Raw genomic sequence first — 22,808 nt, 5'->3', positions numbered from 1 at the left:
TAAAACCAGTATTATTCTGGCAAACTAAACATGATTTCGACCAGCTGCCCATCGCGCTCAACCATGACTGCGATTTCGGTCAACTCAGATAATCCGGCCATCACTTCTAATGCCTGACTCATTTCGGTCAGATCAAATCCATTAATTGATTTGGCTAAGTCATTAGCCTGAAAACCCGCCTGCTTAAACAAGGCGGCATCTCTGCCAGCATTGAGGCGATAACCCGCGAGTGAGTCACCATTTCGCACTGGCGAAATGGCTAAGAAGTCTGTAATTTTGCTTGGGTCTGCCAATAACTCATCACGGGATTGGCGTAATTCCTGTGAGACTTGCTGATTATTGCGTTGATCGACCCGAGACACGTCTTGGCTTTGCTTGGCCTGCTGTAATTGCTGATTAACTTGCCCATTGGTTGTGTAAGGCAGGCCGTCTAGCATCAAGGTTTCATAACGACCCGCATTAGTGATAATAATGCGATCCGCATACACCTCTTTTAATGAGGCCGACGTCCCACTGATTTTATCCCCTAGGCTATAGGTATCTTGTACGCCGCGAGAATCGATGACGGCTAAACCTTGAGTCTCTGTTGTCGACGCGACAACGCCTGTCAACAAAATTGATAAGCTGGTCTTAGGGGCGTCGGTTATGGTTTCAACCACTGGGGCCCGACTCACTTGGCTGGCATCATGATTGCCAAATAAATGTAAATTATGCACACCTTGAAGGTTAATCGACTTTGCGGTAGTTGAAGCAATAGCTGACGCCTGCCATGTTGCAAGCGGCGCATTGGCAGGTATTAACTTCCATGTAACTTGTGCTGCCAGTAATGACACAATCACAAATAAAAACCAAAAAACAAACAAACTCAGTTGCTTATGAGGTATTCTGGCGGCTTTTGCTAATAAGTTATCTAATACATCCATATTAATTCGGGCCCTCTGCCAGGCCTCTGTTCTGATTATGTTAATTTATTGAACCCGTCTAATGCTAACCCAGCCAGCTTTCAGCAACAAGCCCACTGTATAAGGATTGGCGAAAATAGCCTAAATATGCTATGTTGACGGCCCTTAAATGGCGATAAAGCCACCACAAGTTAACAATTAATAGTGGCAATATCACAGTACTTTTTCATCCGTTTGTGAACTCATACTTTCTTGGAGAAAAAATGAGCGACGACCAAGACGAAAACAACAAGATTCGATTAGACAAATGGCTATGGGCAGCACGTTTTTATAAGACCCGCGCAATAGCCAAAGAGATGATTAATGGCGGTAAAGTACATTACAACGGCCAGCGGGCTAAATCCAGTCGCAATGTCGAATTGGGTGCCCATTTAAGAATACGCCAAGGTATGGAAGACAAACACATAGTCATACTGGGTTTATCGGAACACAGGCAAGGCGCGGCCCTAGCTCAGACACTCTACCAAGAAACCCAAGAGAGCCAGCAAAAGCGCGCCGTCAATGCCGAGGCTCGACGTCTAAACATCTTACTTAATCCGGCTCCTGTGCATAAACCGGATAAGAAACAGAGACGTCAATTGCTAAAAGTTAAACAATATTAGCCCGCAAGAGTTCATCTGCGAGTTAACTTAAATTACAGAACACCAAACCACGAGATAGTCATGAGTAGAGATATTTTACACCGTTACCTGTTTGATAATGCCGATGTTCGCGGCCAATTAGTCCAGCTTGAAGACAGTTTTCAAGCCATGTTAGCCGCCCAAGACTACCCTAAAGCGCTGCAGGTATTGTTAGGCGAGCTGATGGCTGCCACTTCGCTGCTCACTGCAACCATCAAATTCAGTGGTGATATTAGTGTTCAACTGCAAGGTGATGGTCCTGTGTCATTGGCGGTTATCAATGGTAATAATGAACTGCAGCTGCGCGGTGTTGCCCGCTGGAAAGGCGAACTTGCTAAAGATGCCAGCTTGCCGACTTTACTGGGCAAAGGCTATATGGTGATTACCCTGACCCCAGATGAAGGTGAGCGATATCAAGGCATAGTCTCTTTAGAGCACGGTACCTTGGCCGCCTGTTTAGAAGAATATTTCAATCAGTCCGAACAATTGCCGACCCAAATCCACTTATTCGCCACAAACGCGCAAGCCGCCGGCATGCTGCTGCAAGTTTTGCCGAGCAAGCAAGAGCAAAATGATGATTTCAGTCATTTGTCAGTGCTGACTCAAACGATTAAGCCTCAAGAGTTATTCGACCTAGGCGCTGAAGAAGTATTGCACCGCTTATATCATGAGGAAGAGGTCAGGTTATTCGAGCCCATGGATGTCAGCTTTAAATGTACTTGCTCACGAGAGCGCAGTGCTGGCGCCCTTAAAACCTTAAGTCTTGTAGAGCTTGAGACCATATTAGCCGAAGAAGGCAAAATCGACATGGGCTGTGAGTATTGCACCGCAAGCTATAGCTTCGACGCCATCGACATTGCCGCGCTTTTTAGTGATAACGCAGACACCAGTCAGACTAAGACCCAATAGTCTGCCAATCCACTCAATAAAAAAGGCGCCAATAGGCGCCTTTTTTATTGTCTTCCAAACCCGCACTGCGTCCCAAATCTAGAACACACATATCACGACAAAGGCTGTTACAGCTGAGTTTCCATAAGATACAATAGCCGCCATAAAAATCAGGCCATGTTCACAAACCTTGGCAGCTTTTACTGAATACAAACTCAACCAGCAACAGACTGGTACTCTGACCTAAAGACATGGAGATTTTATTTATGACAGATGGAGCACCTCGCACTTTCCTTAACCCAACCAGCGCCGAGTTAGTTGAAATTGCACTTCAACGTGGCGAAGGCCGACTCACTGCCAATGGCGCACTGGTAGCGTTAACCGGTGCTCGCACTGGCCGCTCTCCTGCGGATCGTTTTATCGTTAAAGAGCCTAGCTCAGAAGCTGATATCGAATGGGGTCCAGTCAACAAGCCATTCGATGCCGGTGCCTTCGATGCACTCTGGGGCAGAGTTGAAGCCTATCTTTCTGAAAAAGAATTATTTGTATCAGAACTCGAAGTCGGCGCCGATGACGAACATTATCTACCCGTTCGTGTCACCACTGAATACGCTTGGCACCAGCTATTTGCCCGTAACTTGTTTATCACTCCTGAGCACTTCAATCGTGGTGACAAAGGCGTGTGGCAAATTATTAACGCCCCAGGCTTTGTCTGTGACCCAAGTCGAGATGGCACCCATTCTGATGCGGTGGTGATTTTAAACTTTGCCGAGCGCAAAGTGCTGCTTGCTGGCCTTAAATATGCTGGTGAGATGAAAAAATCCATGTTCTCGGTACAGAACTTCCTCTTGCCAGCCAAAGGCGTATTGCCTATGCACTGCTCGGCCAACGTAGGTCAAGATGGCGACACCACGTTATTCTTTGGTCTATCGGGCACAGGCAAGACCACCTTGTCAGCCGATCCAAAACGTTTTCTTATCGGTGATGACGAACACGGCTGGGCCAAGGGTGGGGTATTTAACATCGAAGGCGGCTGTTATGCCAAGTGTATCGACTTAAGCCAGAAAAATGAGCCGGTAATTTGGGATGCGATTCGTTTTGGTACTGTGCTTGAAAACGTTATGCTCGATGAAAACCGCGTGCCGAACTATAAAGACAGCAGCTTAACAGAGAATAGCCGCGCGGCTTACCCCCTTGAGCATATCGCTCAGCGTAAGGTAGAAAACCGTGGCAATGAACCTCATGCCGTGGTGTTCTTGACCTGTGACGTGTCTGGGGTACTGCCTCCTGTGTCAATTTTGACTAAAGAGCAAGCCGCCTATCACTTCTTGTCGGGTTACACGGCCAAAGTGGGTTCCACTGAAATGGGCTCAACCTCAGCCATACAATCAACCTTCTCCACTTGTTTTGGTGCGCCATTTTTCCCACGTCCAGCCGGTGTTTACGCTGAGCTATTGATAGAACGCATCGAGTCATTCAACAGCCAAGTGTACTTAGTCAACACAGGTTGGACTGGTGGTCCCCATGGCGTAGGCAAGCGTTTTGACATCCCAACAACACGTGCCATCGTCGATGCTATCGTGTCTGGTAGCTTAAAAGATGCACCGACTGAGCACTTAGCCACATTAAACCTTGCCGTGCCATTAGCCATTGAAGGGGTGGATAGCACACTGCTTAACCCTATCAATACCTGGGCAGACAAAGACATGTACGCTAAGTATGCTAAGCAATTAGCCCAGGAGTTCAACAGTAACTTCGCTAAGTATCAAGTCTCTGAGGCGATTAAGCAGGCAGGCCCAAAAGCCTAATCTGTTAAGTTGTTAATGGCTTAAATGCTTAAGAGAATAAGAAACCTCAAAACATTCATTGTTTTGAGGTTTTTTTTAGCTTAATCCAAAGCTCAGGACGATCGACTAAGCTGGCTGGCAAACTTGGATTAACTAACTCGAATATCCGGCTATTATGATAGCGACTCAAGGGGAAGATGCCTTGAGTCACCTTATGGCTCAAGATATATTTTTTTAGTTCCCCAGAAGCCACCATGGCCTCCAATCCTGAAGTCAAGCGCTGCTCCAGTTGAACATTTTCCTGACTAACGAAAAAGTACATAGGCATAGAATAGCGCAGCAAGATGCCTTCAAACGCCATTAACTCATCTCGTTCTGGGCCATCGAGTTCGGAAAATACCTCGTTTATTCCTCGAGGGAAATAATCACAGCGGTCATGATTCAACATGGTATACATGAGTTCGAACATGATAATCCGCTCAACCTTGTAACCGTTGGCTTCTAGTATGTCAGAGTCTGGCCATTGTGAGCCTTGGCAGGCGGTGAGTTTTTTAAGTTGCTCTGGCATACGAATGGCTTGAAATTCGGCTAACCGAACTCGCTTAATCACTGGGACTCGCATGCCTAATAAGCCACCAACCAATGGAATACGTATGGGAGTATAGCGCTGCTCTCTTTCTATATTTGTGCCTGCCCAGATGATATCAATGAGACCAGAATTGAGTGAGCTTAAGCCACGGGATTGAGATAGAGCGCTCGGAAGCGTTTCCAATATCACAGGGCCATATTCGGCCTGAGTTTTTATCAAAATCAATTCAAGCAAGTCATAAAAATAATCATAACTGGATGCCATATTTAATGGCGGCGGAGGCAGTCTTATCCGCTGAGAAGCGAGGGGGATGTGTTGATGCTCATGCCCCCCTTCGATTAGCTCCTGCGGGGCGGCTTTCGCACTTTGTTCCACACTGGTTATGGTTGAAGCTTTTGTTTCAGTTAAGGAAAAGCTACTAAGTAGGGTTAACCAAAGCCATGAAGGCAAGCATAAATATCCCCTAGACTTGCGGGGTGAGGATGAAGCTTGGGTATGCGAGACCAGTTGCATGAGATTATTGATGTCCATTAATCAATTGCAGTTTTTGTGCCCGTGTGAGTTTTTTAATCATTAACTCACGTTTTAATGCTTGGCTTTGGCTACCAACAAGCTCTTGATAAACCAAGGTTAACGGCCCTTTTCCTTTTAAAAATTTTGCGGCCTTGATGCCACCTTGCTGATGCTCGCTAAAGCGCCTAGCGACATCTTTAGTGATCCCTGTATATAGATGGCTATTGGCACATTGCACTAGATATAAATACCAAGGCGACTGTTTTTCATTTTCCATACATTATTTCTGATATTTTTATGTCGTTATTTAAACCTAAAATAGCCAAAGCATTGCCGAGATCATAGTTATCTACACTCAGCATGGCATAATAACTCATCTATCATGAAGTTATGCTTTATGTTTGCAATTTAAAGCCTACGAGGATGCTTGTATGACTAACCCAATCGATGCCTGTGCCCAGCCCGCCTTACTCCATCCTGTGGATGCCATTAAGTTATTGTTAGCACAAGTGAAACCTGTAGCTGATACCGAAGTGCTGAGTTTAAGCCAAGCAGTAGGCCGGGTGTTGGCAGAAGATCTCGTTTCTTGCATCGACCTGCCTCCTTTTGATAACTCGGCCATGGACGGTTACGCCTTTCGGTTCGATGAACTAAGTGGCCAAGACACTCACCGCCTTACCTTAGCAGGTCGCTCATTTGCCGGACACCCTTTCCAAGGCCAAGCTGGGGCTAACACTTGTATCAGGATCATGACTGGGGCGCCCATGCCTGCAGGTTTTGATACCGTGCAGATGCAAGAAAAAACCCAGCAAGAGGGTGATAAAGTTTATATCCAGCCCCCTAAAATGCGCGGCGCCAATGTGCGCCTTAGGGCTGAAGAGCTGACCTCTGGTACTAAGGTACTTAAAAAAGGCATCACCCTAAGGGCGGCAGAACTTGGGGTATTGGCCACCATAGGCGTGAGTCATGTGCGTGTCAGCCGCAGGCTTAAAGTGGCATTTTTCTCCACCGGAGATGAATTAAGACCCGTCGGCAGTGAGCTGGCAGCTGGGCAAATTTATGATTCTAATCGATACTCTATCCATGGTTTATTGCACAGAGCCAATGTGGAATTAGTCGATTTAGGTGTGATTTCCGATGATAAAGAAGCCATTCGCGCTGCATTTCGCACCGCCGCGAGCGCTGATATGATTTTAACCTCAGGCGGCGTTTCTGTCGGAGACGCCGACTACATCAAGCAAGTGCTCGCCGAGGAAGGGGAAATTAACTTTTGGAAGCTAGCCATCAAACCCGGCAAACCCTTCGCCTTCGGTAAAATAGGTTCAGCTGTCTTCTGTGGCCTCCCTGGAAACCCTGTCTCTTCTATGGTGACCTTCTACAAGTTGGTGTGGCCCTTACTGCAAAAGATGCAAGGCCTTGAATTAGTGCCCAGCTTAACCTTTCCCGCTAAGCTCACTAGCCCAATACGCAAGCAGCCTGGGCGGGTGGAATATCAAAGGGGGATCCTCTCCTATGATGCGGGTAACCAGCCCTGCGTTGCCATCACAGGCGGCCAAGGTTCTGGTATGTTGACCTCCATGAGTCTTGCCAATTGCTTTGTTTTATTAGAGCAAGAGCAAGGTGATCTAGATGCTGGCACCATGGTCAGAGTCGAGCCTTTTAACTCAGTACTATCCTGATAGTATGCTGGCTGTATACATCTGATAATAAACGATAAAAGGTAGCCGTTAATGTTTGAAGCCGAGATCCTATCCCATACTGAGATGATGCGTTACAGCAGGCAAATCTCCATTAAAGGGGTGGACTTAGAAGGTCAAGAAGCCCTAAAGCAAGCCAAAATATTAATGATAGGGCTGGGCGGCCTAGGCTGTGCAGCCAGCCAATACTTGGCCGTAGCCGGTGTGGGTGAACTCACTCTAGTGGATTTTGATACGGTTGAGTTATCTAATCTACAGCGACAAGTATTACACCATGATGAGAATATAGGTCAAAACAAGGTCGATTCGGCTAAGCAGAGTCTGCAGCAGCTTAACCCCCATATCAAATTGAATAGCATCAATGGCAAACTTAACCAAAACCAGTTAACTGAGTTAATTCAGTCCCATGACTTAGTATTAGATTGTACCGATAACCTGGCCATCAGGCAGGACCTAAACCTGAGCTGCTTTAATCACAAAACGCCCTTAGTGTCAGCAGCTGCTATTCGCATGGAAGGGACTGTCACTGTGTTTGATTATCAAGCAAGCAGCCCTTGCTACCATTGCTATAGTTCACTCTTTGGTGAGCAAGCCCTGAGCTGTGTCGAGGCGGGGATTTTAGCCCCCGTGGTTGGCATAGTCGGCGCCATTCAAGCCACCGAAGCCATCAAGTACATAACTCAATTGGGTCAAGGTCTGCAGGCTAAGGTGCTGCTGATTGATGCCATGACCATGGAGTTTAGGCAGATGAAATTATTAAAAAATCCTGCCTGCCCTGTATGCGGTGCTAGCAGAAATTAGCAGCTAATAAAGCGAGCAAGGCTGAGCAAGGTATACACAGGCGATACCGGTTTGAGCTTTGGTGCTAATCGACCTCTGAGCCCACTTCAACTCCCACGCTATCATTGGCTTCCACAGAAGCATTCGCTTGCTCTCTATCTGCTTTAGCTATGTATTTTGGCTTATTGGCAGGTATGCCGGCTTTTTTAGCATTGGCTTTTTTCGCTTTTGCCTTTAGGGTTTGGTTTATTTTCTTCTTGCGATTCATAACAGCCTCAATACGCCGATCCGCTCGAGGTTTATTACACTCGAATAAGCGAACATTATAACCACGCCGCCAGCGTAAGTCTTTATTGGCATAACCTCTTAGTGCATACGGTACAGCTAATCATCTTTCATCTAGCGTGCAGCCCAAGATAATAATTCAGGGTGAGACCACTGTTGAGTAAGCTGTTGCTGCACAGCTTGCATCTCAAAAATATTGCCTTGAGTTGGCATGCAAAGATAATGAAAGGCTTTACCTTGATAGCTAAAATCCAAGCAATAGGCGTGTAAGTAGCATCTGTCATGCTCCGCCGAGTTCACGCCGTAGAGCTTATCCCCTAAAATGGGCACGCCAATACTGGCTAAGGCCACCCTAAGTTGATGTGTCTTGCCCGAATGAGGTTTAAGCAGATATAAACGTAATCCTTCGACGATGGAATGGGAGAAAAACTGTGTTACTGCAGGATTCTCAGTGCTGCGAAGCAGCTTAAACATACTGCGGCGAGCCTTAGCCATATCCCCTATTACCCAGCCCTGTTTCTTCTTAGGTTTACCTTGGGCTATGGCTAGGTAGTATTTCTGTACTTTATGCTCAGTGAACATTTCAGTAAAACGCCGCGCCGCTAGAGGATTTTTAGCCAAGATAAGCAGTCCCGATGTGGGCGTGTCTAATCTGTGTACTGCAAACAGCTTAATTCCTAAGTCAGCTTCTAATTGCGCGACCACGCCGGCGCTGCCATCCTGGCTATGAAAATGCACACCAGCATACTTATCTATGACAATAAAGTCGGATTCATCACTGATTATTTGATACATATATCCACTTAACGAATTGATGCCTGTTGGCCTTGAAGCTCAATGGTACTGCTGCGACTCTAGAATTGAATTTCGGCTCTGAGCCCAGGGTGATTATCCAAGAGTGTAATGCGCGCTTGATGGCGCATCAAAATAGCTTTCACCATAGATAAACCTAACCCTGTGCCCTTAAGGTGGCGACTGGGATCTAATCGCACTAGACGTTCGAACACCCGCTCCTTATCGCTGTCGTCGATGCCAGGGCCATTGTCACTGATGCTAATTAATTTACCTTGCTGCCTAAGCTCAATATCAGCACCGATTGGGGAATAGTGTATGGCGTTATCCACCAGATTAAATAGCGCTTGGAACAGCAAATGTTTATCCCCGGCTATGCTAATGTCCTCAGCCAAATGCAGGCTTAATCGCTGAGATTTCGCTTCGGCCATGGCTTCGGCCATTTCGAACAAGTCCTCACATAAGCCTTGCAGGGAAACTTGCTGCAAATCTAAGCTTTGCTGGCCCTCTTCGATACGAGTGAGCGACAGCATGGCATCGAAGGTGGCAAGACAGTGATCTAACTCCTCCAGCAAATCCGCACTGGCGCCAGCTAGCTCAGCACTAGGTTTAGCCTCCAGCCTCTCTATGCCTATACGCAGATGTGACAAGGGGGTACGCAGATCGTGGGCTATATTATCTGTCACACCGCGCACGGCCATTAGGTTGTGCTCTAAGGTATCCAAGACCCGATTAAATTGCTTAGCCAGCATGTCGAATTCATCATTTTTGTTGCTCAGGGGTAAGCGAGTGTCATATTGGCCCAACTCAATTTGCTCACTCAAGCGATTGTAATGCACTAAGCGGCGTAAAATGGCCTTAGAAAATATGTAACCTAAGGCTAAGGTTAAGCCTAGGGTTAATCCCACAGCCCAGAGCGCCGCACTAATAAATTTATCAATCAAGGTGGCGAGATGATCCGTACGGGTAGCAATAAGCACAGGGCCATAGCGGGTCATCACTAGGCCGCCGGTCAATATATGCAGCTTATCCGGCCCGCCGGTAAAAATGGGGAAATCCTTGGTTTCTGGTAGCACAGGCATGTTGTCAGGCACAAAGGTTAACGCCCCTACCATGTCGACGCTACTGCGCCATGCGATAAAGGCGGTTTTAGGATCCGCGGCGCGAATTTGCGCCGCAAAACTGCGACGATTGACGGTTAATGACAACTGCTGATAACGCTGATTTTCCGACGCCAAGTGGCTAGCCACTTGATTTTGTTGCTCTATAATTAGTTGTCTATACAAGCTAGCTACCAGCAATACAATCAAGAGCGTCACTAATATTGAGAAGATGATCGTGATGCGCCAGGTGCTACTCTGGGAGGGTCTAATGCCCTTTGCTGAGGCGATAACCGGCTCCTCTGACTGTCTCTATCATCTCGGGGAAGCCAATTTCCTCAAACTTGCGTCTGAGCTTAGCAATATGCACATCGATGACATTGGTTCTGGGATCGAAGTGATAATCCCACACGGCTTCAAACAATAAGGTACGACTAATCACCTTATTCGGGTGTTCCATTAGGTATTTAAGCAATTGAAACTCCTTAGGCTGCAGCATAAGTTCATGCTCAGCTAAGGTCACCACTCGTGTTAATAACTCCATTCTGAGCTGACCGACAACCAATTCAGCCGGTGCTGCTATACCTTGATTTCTTTGGGTCAGTTTCTCTACCCTGACTAACAGCTCAGCGAAGGCGAAGGGCTTAGTCATGTAATCATCGCCACCGGCCCGAAGACCTTTGACTCTTTCATCCACATGGTTAAGCGCCGAGAGGATCAACACTGGGGTGCTGTTGCCACTGCTGCGTAAGGCGCCTAACAAGGTCAAACCATCAAGCTTTGGCAACATGCGATCTAACACGATTAAATCGTAACTATTGTGCCTAGCAAGGTGTAAACCTTCTTGGCCGTCGGAGGCGGTGTCAGTGGCAATATTCTGAGCCGCAAACCCTTCGACTAAATAGCTTTGTGTGGTGGCATCATCTTCAATGATTAAGATTTTCATGTCAGAACCTTAAGGTTAGTCCCATTTGAGCAGAGGTAATGGGCGCAAATTGTCGATATCGAAGGCGACAGTGTGTTTACTCATTTCAGTGAGCAATTTAAGCTCTAAGTAGCTTATCGCCAAATCATGATCTAATTCGGCTTCCAATAAAAACCCTGGCTTGTCTTTCATGGCCATACTGACCAAATCAGAAAAACTAAGCTGCTTCCTTTGCAACATTTTCACCGCTTGCACTTGGTCTAAATCATCGGCGGCAATAGTTTTACTGCTGTCTTTGAGTTTAGCGCCATCTTTGGCCCGTATTCGAGTCTCAATCAACTGCTGCTTCACTAAATTGACTATCACGAATTCATATATTAATTCATCCGCTTCGATTTCCATGTCAAACGCAACGATCATGTCACCTTTATTGGCCTCTAGCTGTTTCATCACTGAAATAGGCGTTTGGTATTCCCCCTCAGAGAGCACCTGGTACATGCTGGGCGCCGCCAATACGTTGAAGGAGTTAATGGAAAAGGCGAGAAAAATAAACAGATTACGAAACATGAATGGCCCCATAAGATTAATCATTGCCACTACTTTACCTAAGCTGTGGGCAAGTCCCAAGCATTGAAATATTAAACATTGATCATGAAGGGATGAGAATAAGCCTCCAAGGGTCGACGGCTAACTGTCTTCGCTGGTTTGGCTGTATATTCAATAATCTAGACCCCGGCAAGCCAAACTCAAGATTTAAGCCCGGCTCAAGTATGAGTTCAAGCATGCATTCACTCTGTTCAAGCATGAGTTCAACCCGCACGGCGCCAGCAATAACGCGAACCTGAATGACCCTAACCCATAGCCAATGTTCGGCTGTATCCCCCAGTTGATTAACCTCTAAGGGCATAAGCCTAAGACTTGCTTGATTAAAAATACAGCCGAATTGGGTACCAAGTTCAATCCCGGTAGCCGATGGCAGCCGCAGAGTTTGTCCCGCTAGACTAAACTCGGCGTCTGACTGAGTGAGACCGATACACTCTACAGGCAAAATATTCTTATGCCCCATCTGCCGCGCCACCAGCTCATTCACTGGCTTTGCCCAAATTTCAGCGGGAGCGCCGCTTTGGAGCATTTTCCCTTGGTGCAGTAGTAGCATCTTATCCGCCAATAAAAATGCCTCTTGAATATCATGAGTCACTAAGATGATGGGAATGGCGAGTTCATCGATAAGTTGAATAAGATGTTGATATAAACCATCGCGGGTTTGCACGTCTAGGGCCGAGAAAGGCTCATCCAGCAACAAGACCTTAGGCTCACGGCTCAACGCCCGAGCAAGGGCAACCCGCTGTTTTTGACCACCAGAAAGCTGCCTAGGTAATCTGTGGCCATAGTCGCCTAAGCCAACCCGCTGTAACCAAGTTAGGCCGTGTTCTCGCCGCTGGGACTTGGGTAAATGATCTAACCCGGCCAGCACATTCTCTAACGCTGTTAAGCGCGGAAATAAGCCAAAATGCTGTGGTACATAGCCGATATGACGCTGCTGGGGTGATAAACATAAGTGCTTTTCACTATCAAACCACACTTCCTCACCTAAGCTAATCTCCCCCTCTTGCGGTTGACTCAAACCCGCCAGCATGCGCAGTAAGCTGGTCTTACCGCCACCCGATGGCCCTACTATGGCGAGGATCTCTCCACCTTGGCAGCTAAAGTCCAATTGCAAGGGAATAGGAGTCTGTTGACTTATCTGGCAACGAAATTCATCAGGGTTATTGGCCATTAGCAGCCACCATACGCCGTGACAAATGACTGGTCAGGGCTAACACGCTCACCGCAAACACCAATAAAAATAATGACATTGAGCCTGCGGCTGCTAAATCGAAGGCTTGCACGCTGTCATAGATGGCGATAGACAGCGTCTTGGTCTCACCGGCAATATTACCGCCCAGCATCAGCACCACACCAAACTCACCCAATACATGTGAGAAGCACAAGACTATGGCAGTCAGCACCCCGGGCCATACCATGGGCAGTTCAATCTTATATAATCTCGCCCAAGGTGACATGCCGCAGCACAGCGCCGCATCGCGCACATCCATGGGGATGGCTTCGAATGCTCTTTGAATAGGTTGCAAGGCGAAGGGAATATTAATCAGAACTGAGGCCAGCACTAACCCGGAAAAATTAAACACTAAAGAGGTGCCTAAGTAAGTGGCTAACCATTGCCCCACTAAGCTTTGGCTTCCTAGCCCCACCAGCAGATAATAACCCACCACAGTGGGCGGCAGCACTAAGGGCACCATGACTAACGCTTCTAGCCAAGGTTTAGCTTTAAAATCATGATATGCAAAAAATTTTGCCGCAAACATTGCCAGCGGGATCAGGATAACCACAGTCATGCTGCTGAGCTTAATGGACAACCAAAATGCTTGCCAATCCATTAATTGTCCCCCGTTACTGCGGCAGCAAAACCAAACTCGGTGAAGGTTTGTTGAGTCGATGGTAATAGCAGATATTCATAAAAGTCTTTGGCTTGAATACTGGCATGCTTTATCAAGGCCATGCGCTGCTTAAGCGGCTGATGCCAAGTCTCAGGCAAGGCGATGTAGCGACCGTGTTCTTTAAACTCAGCATGTTGCGCCAAGGACAGTGCCACTATGCCTCCTTGAGTCGAGCCACTTAAGGCAAACTGCAAGGCTTGAGAGACATTCTCCCCTAGGATGAGTTTATGTTTTATCTGCGGCCAATTTCCGCTGGCAGTTAACACTTCAACAGCCCGCTCGCCATAGGGGGCATGCTTTGGGTTGGCAATGGCAAAATGTGTTAAGCCTCCCGTTGCCAATAGCTGCTTAAGGCCATGGAGATCGGCATCTAAACTCATTGGGGAGTGATGGGGTGCGACCAGTGCTAATCTACCTATGGCATAGATGCGGCCTTGGCCTTGAATTAGGCCTAATGCCGCCAGTTTGTTCACATAGAACTCATCGGCGCTGAGGATCAACTCATAGGGTGCACCTTGCTGAATTTGCGCGACAAAATTACCCGATGAGCCATAAGACACCCGAACATTCGCCCCTGTGTCGTTATGGTAGTCCGCAATAATTTTATCCAGTACCAGCTTCACATTGGCTGCAGCAGCAATTAAGGGACCTTTATCATTGGCCATTGCCTGAGTGGTGATCCCAAGGCTTAAGCTCAGCAGCAACAAGCAGATACTCATGACAAGCCATTTGCGGCTAATGCTCACACTAACCCCATGACCCATTTGGCAAATCAATGCTCGCCTAACCACGGCTTGACTGCCAACAAACCTCGACCCCATTAAGCTTCTCCTTGTTGCCAAGTGTTTGCGGCGACTTCATCCGTGTCCCTGGCATCTAACCAACGCTCTCCTTGATGAGTGGCTTCAAGTTTCCAAAAGGGTGCCTTGGTTTTTAAGAAGTCGATAAGGTATTCACAAGCGGCGAAAGCATCCCCTCTGTGGGCACTGCTCACCCCAATAAAGACAATTTGTTCACCTAAATCTAGGCTGCCGACACGGTGGATCACAGTTAAATGGTTTATCGACCAGCGCTGCAGGGCCTGCTGACAAATCTGCGCGAGTACAGACTCTGTCATACCTGGGTAATGCTCTAGGGTAAGTCGAGTAATCTCATTGCCCTCGTTAAAATCACGCACCTTGCCGCAAAAGGTGACGACGGCGCCATCATTATTGTCCTGTGCAATACGGGCATACTCCTGGGCATGGTCAAAATCTGCCTCTTGTACCGCGATTTTTACCTTAGCTGTCATCATTACCCCCCAGTCACAGGAGGAAAGAAAGCCACTTCATCGCCATCTGTAATACAGGCGTCCCAAGTGCTCATGGTTTGATTAATGGCCACCAGCAACTTATCGGATGCCATCACCTTGGCCCATTTTTCATCTGTACTTGCCAACAGCGCCCTCAATCCCTCGGCCGTGATGCTGCCACTCTCTACTGCTAGCTCGAGACTCGATGCGCCCAGTAATTCACGAATTTGGGCGAAAAATAAAATCTTTACCATGATGAATGTCCTTAAGCCCCGTTATGCCTTGGCTTTAAAATAACCCGACTTACCGCCGCGTTTTTCAAGCAAGCTTATACCGGTAATAGTGATGTCTTTCTGCACCGCTTTACACATATCGTAAATGGTCAAGGCTGCCACACTGGCCGCCGTTAGCGCTTCCATTTCAACCCCTGTTTTCCCCGCCAGTTTGCACAGGCTGGTTACCCTGACGCGATTAAACTCAGGCTCAGCAATCAGTTCAAGCTCAACTTTAGTGAGCATCAAGGGGTGACACAAGGGGATAAGATCTGAGGTCTTCTTCGCGGCTTGGATCCCCGCGATCCTGGCGGTCGCAAACACATCGCCCTTATGATGCTGGCCATTGATTATCATCAGCAGTGTCTCTGGGGCCATCTCGACGAACGCTTGAGCCCGCGCCTCACGCTCTGTCACGGTTTTTGTAGTGACATCCACCATATGAGCATGGCCTTGGGCATTAATATGAGTGAAATCTGACATTGAATTACGTTACCTAGAGCTAATAAATAAAATGAATCCCATGGGTTATGCTGAATGCCCTGCCTTTTAGCGAACATGCTACACAGGAACCGATACTGCCTTAGCCGCCAATGGAGGCCAAATGTGTGGTCACGCCAGTAATGCCTTGGTGCAGTGAGTGCGCCGCCGTCTTAAAGCCTAACTGCTGCTGCAAACGCGCCATCAACTCAGGGGTTTGGCTTTTGTCTTGCAACAAATCTTTCAGGTTAACCCCGTTCTCAGTAAACAGGCATAAATGTAATTGACCTTTGGCGGACACCCGCAAGCGATTACAACTGACGCAGAAATTTTTCTCATAGGGCATGATAAGACCGATACGGCCTTGATAATCACTGTGGCTAAAGTTTTGTGCCGGGCCATCGAGAATATCCGCTTTATCCAGCTGCCAACCATCACGAATAAGCTGCTGCTTTACTTGAGTCCCAGCGAGGTGATGCGCCTTAAAATACTCACGCCCAAGGCCCGTCTCCATCAATTCGATAAAACGCAGATCCACTGGCATGTGTTTTATCCAGTGCAAAAATCTCGGTAAGTCTTGGCTATTAAGCCCCTTTAGCAGCACGGCATTAATCTTGACCCGCTCAAAGCCCGACTCCAATGCCGCATCGACACCACGCATCACTTGATCGAAGCGGTTTTCACCTGTGATTTGATAGAACATTTTTGGATCTAAACTATCAATGGACACATTAATCCGCCTAAGGCCGGCGTCATACCAAGCTTGGGCATTTTTCGCTAAGCGGTAACCATTGGTGGTGGTGGCGACAGTCTTGATATTGGGGGTATTAGCAGCAAGGCCGATAATGTCGATAAAGTCTTTGCGCAGGCTAGGTTCACCGCCGGTAATGCGCACTTTTTGAGTGCCCATTTGAGAAAATGCCCCCAATAGCAGCTCTATCTCACTTAAGGACAAAAACGGGCTATTTCCTTGGCTTTGATAGCCATCGGGTAAACAATAGGTACATTTAAAATTACAGGCATCGGTAATAGACAGACGCAAATAGTGAAACCGTCGACCAAAATTGTCTTGTAGTTGAGACATGTTAACCTTTCCAAGTGCGGGAGGTGAGTGCATTTCTTTACTCACCCCGGTGGCATTATTACCACGGCTAATGACCCGTATCTAAAGACTTAGGATAAGAAGCTCGGAGAACCGTCAATGCTTATTATAGGCATGTCTAATTTAAATCAAACAGCCTATTTTTGCGTTTACCTTGTTATAGACAGTAAATAAACGACTTTTGTGACACAGCTCACCTCATGAATAACATACTTGCCACTGTGCCAGCGCTGATTTTTAAGGTAAGGTAAACCCATAAAAATAATGACAACACCCGCCCATAGTCGGGGAATAACTAAAGGTGAAAACATGGAACGCGAATCAATGGAATTCGACGTCGTTATCGTCGGTGCAGGTCCTGCTGGTTTAGCCACGGCCTGCCGTTTAATGCAGATATCCAAAGATGCTAACAAAGAGATCACTGTCTGCGTCGTTGAGAAAGGCTCTGAAGTCGGTGCCCACATACTTTCTGGTGCGGTTTTTGAGCCCCATGTGCTCGATGAACTCTTCAGCGACTGGCGTAACGATGCCCCCCTGAAGACCAAGGTCACAGATGATGAAATCTATTTACTCAATTCTGACGCCCACTCTCTGCACATACCCAATGCCTTTGTGCCTAAAACTATGCACAACCATGGCAACTATATTATCAGTGTCGGCAATCTGGCTCGCTGGATGGCCGAACGCGCCGAAGCCTTAGGGGTTGAAATTTTCCCAGGTTTTGCCGCCAGTGAAATGCTATTTAACGAAGATAATAGCGTCAAAGGCATCTTGATTGGCGACATGGGTGTTGGCGCCGATGGCAAGCCTAAAGACAGCTATATGCCAGGCATGGAGCTGCACGCAAAATATACCGTACTGTCTGAAGGTTGCCGTGGCCACTTAGGGAAGCAGTTGATTGAAAAATACCAACTGGATGCCGGTAAAACCCCTCAGCATTATGGTTTAGGCTTTAAAGAAATTTGGAAAATCCCCGCCGAACAACATACAGAAGGCAAAGTGGTTCACACCGGAGGCTGGCCCTTAAATGAGGGTTCATCGGGTGGTGGCTTCCTTTATCATATGGAAGACAATCAAGTGGCGGTCGGATTGATTATCGACCTTAACTATAAGAACCCACATTTAAGTCCATTCGATGAATTCCAACGCTATAAGACCCACCCGCTTATTGCCCGTATCTTAACTGGTGGTGAGCGCTTGAGCTATGGTGCTCGTGCTATCGCTAAAGGCGGACTGAACGCCTTGCCCAAAATGAGCTTCCCTGGGGGCTTGTTGATAGGTTGTGATGCTGGCACATTGAATTTCGCTAAAATCAAAGGCACTCACACGGCAATCAAGAGTGGCTTAGTGGCTGCCAGCACCTTAGGCGAAGCCTTAATTGCAGGGGTTGAAGGGGGCAAAGACTTAGATTGCTTCGGCCAACGTATTAGTGAGAGCTGGTTGCATGAAGAACTGTACCAGTCACGTAATTTCGGACCAGCGCTGCATAAATTTGGCACTTGGATGGGCGGCGCTTTCAACTACATCGACCAAAATTGGTTTGGCGGCAACATGCCCATTACCTTAAAAGATGAAACGGCCGATCACGCTCAAATGGGGCTTGCCAAAGATTTTAAGGTCATTAACTACCCTAAAGCCGACGGTAAGCTGAGCTTCGATAAGCTGTCCTCTGTGTATTTGTCCAATACCTTCCATGAAGAAGATCAGCTGTGTCATTTGCGCTTGAAAGATGCCGGCATACCTATTTCTGTCAATTTGGCCAAGTTTGATGAACCGGCGCAGCGTTATTGCCCTGCTGGCGTGTATGAAGTCGTCGAGGAAGCCGGTGAAAAGAAATTTGTTATCAATGGTCAGAACTGCATTCACTGCAAGACTTGCGATATTAAAGACCCTAGCCAAAACATCACTTGGGTGACCCCCGAGGGCGGCGGTGGTCCAAACTACCCCAATATGTAATCTAGAGCTCAAATTGAGAAATTTTATAAAAACGCACTCGAAATGAGTGCGTTTTTTTATCATATTCGACTAATATTGGCGCTGTACTTCTTAAGACAGCCGAGTATTACAGCTTAGTTGTAAACTTGCTATTAAGTTGATCTTACTGTGTTTATATTATGCTTTTGGTAAATTATTTTGCCTTGCGGCCGATAAACCCTGAGAAACCCACAAAGGTAGTTTATAGATGAATTATTTCAACTCGCTCACCATTAAACAGAAGATATTAATGACGGTTGCCTTCGCGGTATTACTGTCGACCATTTTAGTCGGTGTTTTGAGCCAGCGCAGCGCTAAAAACGTAATTGAACAACGTATGCTGGGATCGGAACTTCCCAGTTTATTAGTGCAAATTCGCAACAAGGTTGAAATGGACATCAGCAGCTTAATGAACGCTGCTGAACAACTGGCCAGCAGTCGTATGTTATTACGCTGGCTGCAAGACGGACGCCCCAGTGGACAAGAAGCCTTAGTCACATCCCAACTCAAAGACTTAACCTTGCAGTATGGTCTAGCTCAAGCCTCTTACGCCGACAGGGAAACGGCCGCCTATTACACTCAAGATGGCTTTCTTCGAATACTCAATCCAGAACAAGATGGCTGGTTCTTTGGCTACCGTGATAGCCGCCAAGAAAGAATGCTCAACGTCTTCACCGAAGCTAATGGTGAAGTCAAACTGTTCGTCAATTACCAGCAACCTAATGGCCGTGGCTTAGTGGGGCTAGCTAAATCCCTAGATGATATGGTGACTTTACTGGCCTCATTTAAAATTGAAAAGTCAGGTTTTGTGTATCTGGTTGATAAAACAGGCGCGGTGACCCTACATCAAAACAAAAGCTTAATAGGTAAGGCAAAACTAAATCTACTCTACCCCAACATTCAGACCAATCAACTCTTAAGCCAAAACAACTTTAATTTAGTTAAAGCCGATGTCGATGGCCAACATATGTTGGTGGCTTCAAGCTATATCCCCTCTATGGACTGGTATTTAATCGCCCAAGTCCCTGAGGCTGAGGTGTTTGCTCTGCTTGAAGAGTCATCCTACCAAATTCTAATTTTAACCATGTTAGTTGCTGGGGCGTTCATCTTCTTAGCCTTGTTTGTGGCCAGCTCAGTGAGCCGCCCTATTACCGTTGTGGCGGAAATGTTCCGTAACATAGGCGAAGGTGAAGGTGACTTACGCCAACGTCTGCCGGTGAAAGGCGATGATGAATTAGCGCAACTTGCCAAGGGATTTAATAGCTTTATCAGTAAGATCCAAGAGTCTGTTATCGAAGTGGCACAAACCAGTGAAGAGCTTGGCCTGTCCGCTAAAGATGTCTCTGCCCAAGCTCATCAAACCTTGGATGACAGCCAAATTCAAAAAGATCGCACCATGATGGTCGTAACCGCCATCAATGAAATGGGCGCCACCGTAAATGAGATTGCTAGCAATGCGGCCCAAGCTGCTGTGACAGCCAGAGAAGCTGATAAAGGCTCTAGCGAAGGCCAGAGCGTGGTGATCCGCGCCCGTACGACCATTAATCAACTGTCTAAAGACGTTGAGTCTGTGGGTGAAGTGATTGAATCTCTCGCCACCCACACTAAATCCATTGGCAGCATCTTAGATGTGATCAGGGCGATTTCAGAGCAGACTAATCTATTAGCATTGAATGCAGCCATTGAAGCCGCAAGGGCTGGAGAAGCGGGCCGAGGCTTTGCCGTGGTCGCCGATGAAGTACGTAGCTTAGCATCACGTACCGCCGCATCGACCAATGAAGTTCAGACCATGATAGATAAATTACAATCTGAAGCCAGCCGCGCCGTCGATGCCATGACCCAGAGCCGTTCACGCTCTCGTGAAGGTGTCGCCGCTGTGGATGAAGCGAGTCAATCACTCAGTGGTATTAGTGAGCAAATTGGTATGATAAGCGACATGAATATTCAAGTCGCTGCAGCGACCGAAGAGCAATCTACTGTAGTTGAGGACATTAATCGCAACGTCACTGAAATTAATGATATTACTCAGCGCACAGCTGAAACTGCCGAAGCTGCTGCTAAAGCGAGTCAGTCTCTCAACCAGTTAGCCCTCAGGCTAGATACTTTAGTGGCACGCTTTAAAGTTTAAGCTAATCAGCTGATTGCTTAACCTTTGGCTAGACTCGAATTAACTAGCAAAAAGCCGTTAACTTAGGTTAACGGCTTTTTTATCGCGACCAGATTTTAAGAACCAGAATAGAATGAGTTTAGGCAGGTTTTGCGCCTAAATACGCCTTCAGACCCATGCCAGGAATTGAACTTGGGGTTTCCACCGCAAATGCGGCCCAGCGAGCCCCTGCTTCCATGGCTTTGAGAATATTATCACCTGAGCACAAACCGTGGATCACCCCAGCGGCATAAGCATCCCCCGCTCCCGTGGTATCCACAACATTCGCACTCACCGCCGCGACTTGTTGCACCTCTTCATGGCTGTAAACCAAGGCGCCAGCGTCACCATCGGTAACAATAAAATACTTAAGGCTTTCACCTGCCAATTGCAGAGCAAACTCCCATGGGCTTAGTTCGCTTCGTCCTGATAGATCGCTTTTTGAGGCAATAAGCACATGGCACGGTCTGGGCCTGTCATCTTTTGCTAATTGAGCCACCACTAAGGTACGCGCTAACGCAGATTCCGCCCACAGCTCTGCACCTTGAGCCGATGAATTGATGTAAAATGCCTGCCAATCATCCCACTTAGGAGATGATGTTAAGGTAAAAGTTGGCCGCTGAGGCCGAATAATGGTTCGTTCACCATCCGGGGTCATGACCAATAACATCTCACAAGTGTTACCTTCGAATCGTTGCACTAGGCGGCAATCTAAGCCGTAAGTACTGGCCTTAGCCAAAATCCAATCACCGATATCATCACTGCCGACCTGACTCACTATGGCCACTTGATGTTGGGCCCAAACTAGGCCAATCCCAGTGTTAGCCCCGCCACCACCTAAGCGCAGCCCGCCATCTTGATAATGAAATCGGCCACCTGTTTTTAGCGGTTTGTCTAAACGTAAAATTCTATCGCAGTTTAAATTAGCTAAAATCAAAATATTAGCCATTGAGGACCCCTAAGTTAAACCAAATCTAAAGCAAATATTAATCAAGTGCTAATCGAGTGTTAGCCCGTTCATATTAACGCGATTGATCACGCAGCTTGGCCCATGCTTGCCGCTGAGAAAGACTGAGATAACTCCATGCCAAAATACGGGTAATTTTATTGCCTTGATGCATCTCTATGGTTTTCACTTCGCTAGTCCCTTGTTTGGCTAACTGCGCATAACAAGGTTTCAAGTTTTCTGACTTTGAGACTAATGAGGTAAACCATAGACACTGAGCCGCAAAGCCTTTGCTCTCAGAAATCATATTAGCTAGAAATGCGGCTTCACCGCCTTCGCACCAAAGCTCTGCTTTTTGGCCACCAAAGTTAAGTGCAACCTTAGCTTGAACTGCTTGCTGTTGTGACTGGCCTCTATTCTTAGCAAGATTACTAAGTTTACGCTGAGTGCCGGCGTTGGCATCGGCTAATGAACGATGAAAAGGCGGATTACACAAGCTGACATCGAAGTATTCGTCCTTCTCAATCACGCCGTTAAATATCGCCTTGGGATTGAGCTGCAGCCTGAGGCTAAGCTTGGCAGCTAGCTGCGGATTCTTTGCAAGGATTTCATCCACATTATCCAATGAAACCTTGTCGATATCACTGGCGACAAATTGCCATGAATAGCTTTCTATCCCCAAAAGCGGATAGATACCATTAGCACCTGTGCCTATATCCAGCGCACGAATGTTTCGATTAGCCTTGCCCTTATGAGGGGCACTCAATAAATCGGCTAAATAATGCAGATAATCCACTCGCCCTGGAATGGGTGGGCACAAATAGCCATGAGGTATATCCCAGTCACGTATGCTGTAATGGTGCAGCAAGAGTGCGGCATTAAGCTGTTTAACTGCATCTGGATTGGCAAAATCAATTGAGATATTGCCGTAAGCATTGGGGCCCACAAAAGGGGTCAGCGCAGGCAATGTCTTAGATAAGGCAGCAAAATCATAGCCATACTTATGCACGTTACGTGGGTGAAGGGCCTTAGTGAGCAGTTTAGCCGTCTCGGTATTTGCGTTTTTGGACGCGGAAGACTTTTTCGATGTAGAGGGCTTGGCAAGCCCGCTCTGAGACAGTGCAGGCCGTTTGCCCTGCTTACTGATAAGTTTTGACATAG

General features: G+C 47.2%; 24 protein-coding genes and 1 riboswitch. Of the genes, 7 read left to right on the top strand and 17 right to left on the bottom strand.

Going from position 1 to position 22,808, the window contains the following annotated elements:
- Positions 1-11: 11 nt before the first annotated feature.
- Positions 12-923 carry a type II secretion system protein GspC gene (gspC, locus tag SDEN_RS00620; protein ID WP_011494586.1) on the bottom strand — a complete coding sequence of 304 codons (912 nt, stop codon included), beginning with the start codon at positions 921-923 and terminating at the stop codon, positions 12-14.
- Positions 924-1,165: 242 nt separating this feature from the next.
- Between gspC and hslR the strand changes: the two genes are divergently transcribed.
- The 3 genes from hslR (at position 1,166) to SDEN_RS00605 (ending at position 4,278) form a co-directional block, all read left to right on the top strand.
- Positions 1,166-1,564: a ribosome-associated heat shock protein Hsp15 gene (gene hslR / locus SDEN_RS00615; protein ID WP_011494585.1), complete on the top strand. Its 399-nt coding sequence runs from the start codon at positions 1,166-1,168 to the stop codon at positions 1,562-1,564.
- A gap of 60 nt (positions 1,565-1,624) precedes the next feature.
- The gene (gene hslO / locus SDEN_RS00610) at positions 1,625-2,491 is read left to right on the top strand and encodes an Hsp33 family molecular chaperone HslO (protein ID WP_011494584.1); all 867 of its coding nucleotides are present in this window, start codon (positions 1,625-1,627) and stop codon (positions 2,489-2,491) included.
- Positions 2,492-2,736: 245 nt separating this feature from the next.
- Positions 2,737-4,278 (top strand): phosphoenolpyruvate carboxykinase, encoded by a 1,542-nt coding sequence (locus SDEN_RS00605; protein WP_011494583.1) that lies wholly within the window; start codon positions 2,737-2,739, stop codon positions 4,276-4,278.
- Between the two features lie 55 nt (positions 4,279-4,333).
- Here the strand turns inward: SDEN_RS00605 and SDEN_RS00600 are convergent, their stop codons facing one another.
- On the bottom strand, positions 4,334-5,221 hold the full coding sequence (locus SDEN_RS00600) for a hypothetical protein (protein ID WP_157599802.1): 888 nt from the start codon (positions 5,219-5,221) through the stop codon (positions 4,334-4,336).
- 142 nt (positions 5,222-5,363) lie between these two features.
- Complete coding sequence (locus SDEN_RS00595; RefSeq protein WP_011494581.1) at positions 5,364-5,636, bottom strand: GIY-YIG nuclease family protein; 273 nt, start codon at positions 5,634-5,636, stop codon at positions 5,364-5,366.
- A gap of 154 nt (positions 5,637-5,790) precedes the next feature.
- Between SDEN_RS00595 and glp the strand changes: the two genes are divergently transcribed.
- Together glp and moeB are read left to right on the top strand one after the other, a co-directional pair.
- A complete protein-coding gene (gene glp / locus SDEN_RS00590; RefSeq protein ID WP_011494580.1) occupies positions 5,791-7,038 on the top strand; it encodes a molybdopterin molybdotransferase MoeA in 1,248 nt (415 codons plus the stop codon).
- Positions 7,039-7,089: 51 nt separating this feature from the next.
- The gene (gene moeB / locus SDEN_RS00585) at positions 7,090-7,857 is read left to right on the top strand and encodes a molybdopterin-synthase adenylyltransferase MoeB (RefSeq protein WP_011494579.1); all 768 of its coding nucleotides are present in this window, start codon (positions 7,090-7,092) and stop codon (positions 7,855-7,857) included.
- Between the two features lie 64 nt (positions 7,858-7,921).
- On the opposite strand, the gene SDEN_RS00580 is transcribed toward moeB, so the two are convergent.
- The 12 genes from SDEN_RS00580 to moaA all read right to left on the bottom strand — a co-directional run bounded on the left by SDEN_RS00580 (position 7,922) and on the right by moaA (position 16,563).
- On the bottom strand, positions 7,922-8,104 hold the full coding sequence (locus SDEN_RS00580) for a DUF2986 domain-containing protein (RefSeq protein WP_011494578.1): 183 nt from the start codon (positions 8,102-8,104) through the stop codon (positions 7,922-7,924).
- A 131-nt stretch (positions 8,105-8,235) separates the two neighbouring features.
- Positions 8,236-8,916, bottom strand: coding sequence for a TIGR01621 family pseudouridine synthase (locus SDEN_RS00575; protein WP_011494577.1), 681 nt, complete (start codon positions 8,914-8,916; stop codon positions 8,236-8,238).
- A gap of 59 nt (positions 8,917-8,975) precedes the next feature.
- Positions 8,976-10,211, bottom strand: a complete 1,236-nt coding sequence (locus SDEN_RS00570; RefSeq protein WP_408640232.1) for a sensor histidine kinase — start codon at positions 10,209-10,211, stop codon at positions 8,976-8,978.
- Between the two features lie 70 nt (positions 10,212-10,281).
- Positions 10,282-10,959: a response regulator transcription factor gene (locus tag SDEN_RS00565; protein WP_011494575.1), complete on the bottom strand. Its 678-nt coding sequence runs from the start codon at positions 10,957-10,959 to the stop codon at positions 10,282-10,284.
- A 15-nt stretch (positions 10,960-10,974) separates the two neighbouring features.
- On the bottom strand, positions 10,975-11,505 hold the full coding sequence (locus tag SDEN_RS00560) for a hypothetical protein (RefSeq protein ID WP_011494574.1): 531 nt from the start codon (positions 11,503-11,505) through the stop codon (positions 10,975-10,977).
- 82 nt (positions 11,506-11,587) lie between these two features.
- Positions 11,588-12,715, bottom strand: a complete 1,128-nt coding sequence (locus SDEN_RS19675) for an ABC transporter ATP-binding protein (RefSeq protein WP_011494573.1) — start codon at positions 12,713-12,715, stop codon at positions 11,588-11,590.
- Positions 12,705-13,376: a molybdate ABC transporter permease subunit gene (gene modB, locus SDEN_RS00550; RefSeq protein WP_011494572.1), complete on the bottom strand. Its 672-nt coding sequence runs from the start codon at positions 13,374-13,376 to the stop codon at positions 12,705-12,707. Before modB ends, SDEN_RS19675 begins: the two co-directional genes overlap by 11 nt.
- Positions 13,376-14,257, bottom strand: coding sequence for a molybdate ABC transporter substrate-binding protein (gene modA / locus SDEN_RS00545; protein WP_011494571.1), 882 nt, complete (start codon positions 14,255-14,257; stop codon positions 13,376-13,378). The genes modB and modA overlap by 1 nt, the downstream gene beginning before the upstream one ends.
- Entirely contained in the window at positions 14,257-14,727 is a 471-nt protein-coding gene (moaE, locus tag SDEN_RS00540) for a molybdopterin synthase catalytic subunit MoaE (RefSeq protein ID WP_011494570.1), read from the bottom strand. Before moaE ends, modA begins: the two co-directional genes overlap by 1 nt.
- A 2-nt stretch (positions 14,728-14,729) precedes the next feature.
- The gene (moaD, locus tag SDEN_RS00535) at positions 14,730-14,981 is read right to left on the bottom strand and encodes a molybdopterin synthase sulfur carrier subunit (protein WP_011494569.1); all 252 of its coding nucleotides are present in this window, start codon (positions 14,979-14,981) and stop codon (positions 14,730-14,732) included.
- Positions 14,982-15,002: 21 nt separating this feature from the next.
- Positions 15,003-15,482: a cyclic pyranopterin monophosphate synthase MoaC gene (gene moaC, locus SDEN_RS00530; RefSeq protein WP_011494568.1), complete on the bottom strand. Its 480-nt coding sequence runs from the start codon at positions 15,480-15,482 to the stop codon at positions 15,003-15,005.
- 100 nt (positions 15,483-15,582) lie between these two features.
- The gene (gene moaA, locus SDEN_RS00525; RefSeq protein WP_041405611.1) at positions 15,583-16,563 is read right to left on the bottom strand and encodes a GTP 3',8-cyclase MoaA; all 981 of its coding nucleotides are present in this window, start codon (positions 16,561-16,563) and stop codon (positions 15,583-15,585) included.
- Positions 16,551-16,684, bottom strand: a riboswitch (molybdenum cofactor riboswitch). Its footprint overlaps the gene before it by 13 nt.
- Before the next feature lie 206 nt (positions 16,685-16,890).
- Between moaA and SDEN_RS00520 the strand changes: the two genes are divergently transcribed.
- Both SDEN_RS00520 and SDEN_RS00515 read left to right on the top strand, forming a co-directional pair.
- Positions 16,891-18,537: an electron transfer flavoprotein-ubiquinone oxidoreductase gene (locus tag SDEN_RS00520; protein WP_011494566.1), complete on the top strand. Its 1,647-nt coding sequence runs from the start codon at positions 16,891-16,893 to the stop codon at positions 18,535-18,537.
- A gap of 226 nt (positions 18,538-18,763) precedes the next feature.
- On the top strand, positions 18,764-20,683 hold the full coding sequence (locus SDEN_RS00515; protein WP_011494565.1) for a methyl-accepting chemotaxis protein: 1,920 nt from the start codon (positions 18,764-18,766) through the stop codon (positions 20,681-20,683).
- A 118-nt stretch (positions 20,684-20,801) separates the two neighbouring features.
- Here SDEN_RS00515 and SDEN_RS00510 read toward each other — a convergent pair whose 3' ends face one another.
- Both SDEN_RS00510 and rlmF read right to left on the bottom strand, forming a co-directional pair.
- Positions 20,802-21,650: a PfkB family carbohydrate kinase gene (locus SDEN_RS00510; protein WP_011494564.1), complete on the bottom strand. Its 849-nt coding sequence runs from the start codon at positions 21,648-21,650 to the stop codon at positions 20,802-20,804.
- Positions 21,651-21,723: 73 nt separating this feature from the next.
- Positions 21,724-22,806, bottom strand: coding sequence for a 23S rRNA (adenine(1618)-N(6))-methyltransferase RlmF (rlmF, locus tag SDEN_RS00505; RefSeq protein ID WP_011494563.1), 1,083 nt, complete (start codon positions 22,804-22,806; stop codon positions 21,724-21,726).
- Between the last annotated feature and the right edge of the window lie 2 nt (positions 22,807-22,808).

This window comes from Shewanella denitrificans OS217 (assembly GCF_000013765.1).
Taxonomy (GTDB): Bacteria; Pseudomonadota; Gammaproteobacteria; order Enterobacterales; family Shewanellaceae; genus Shewanella; species Shewanella denitrificans.
This window is presented reverse-complemented; position numbering and strand designations above follow the sequence as displayed.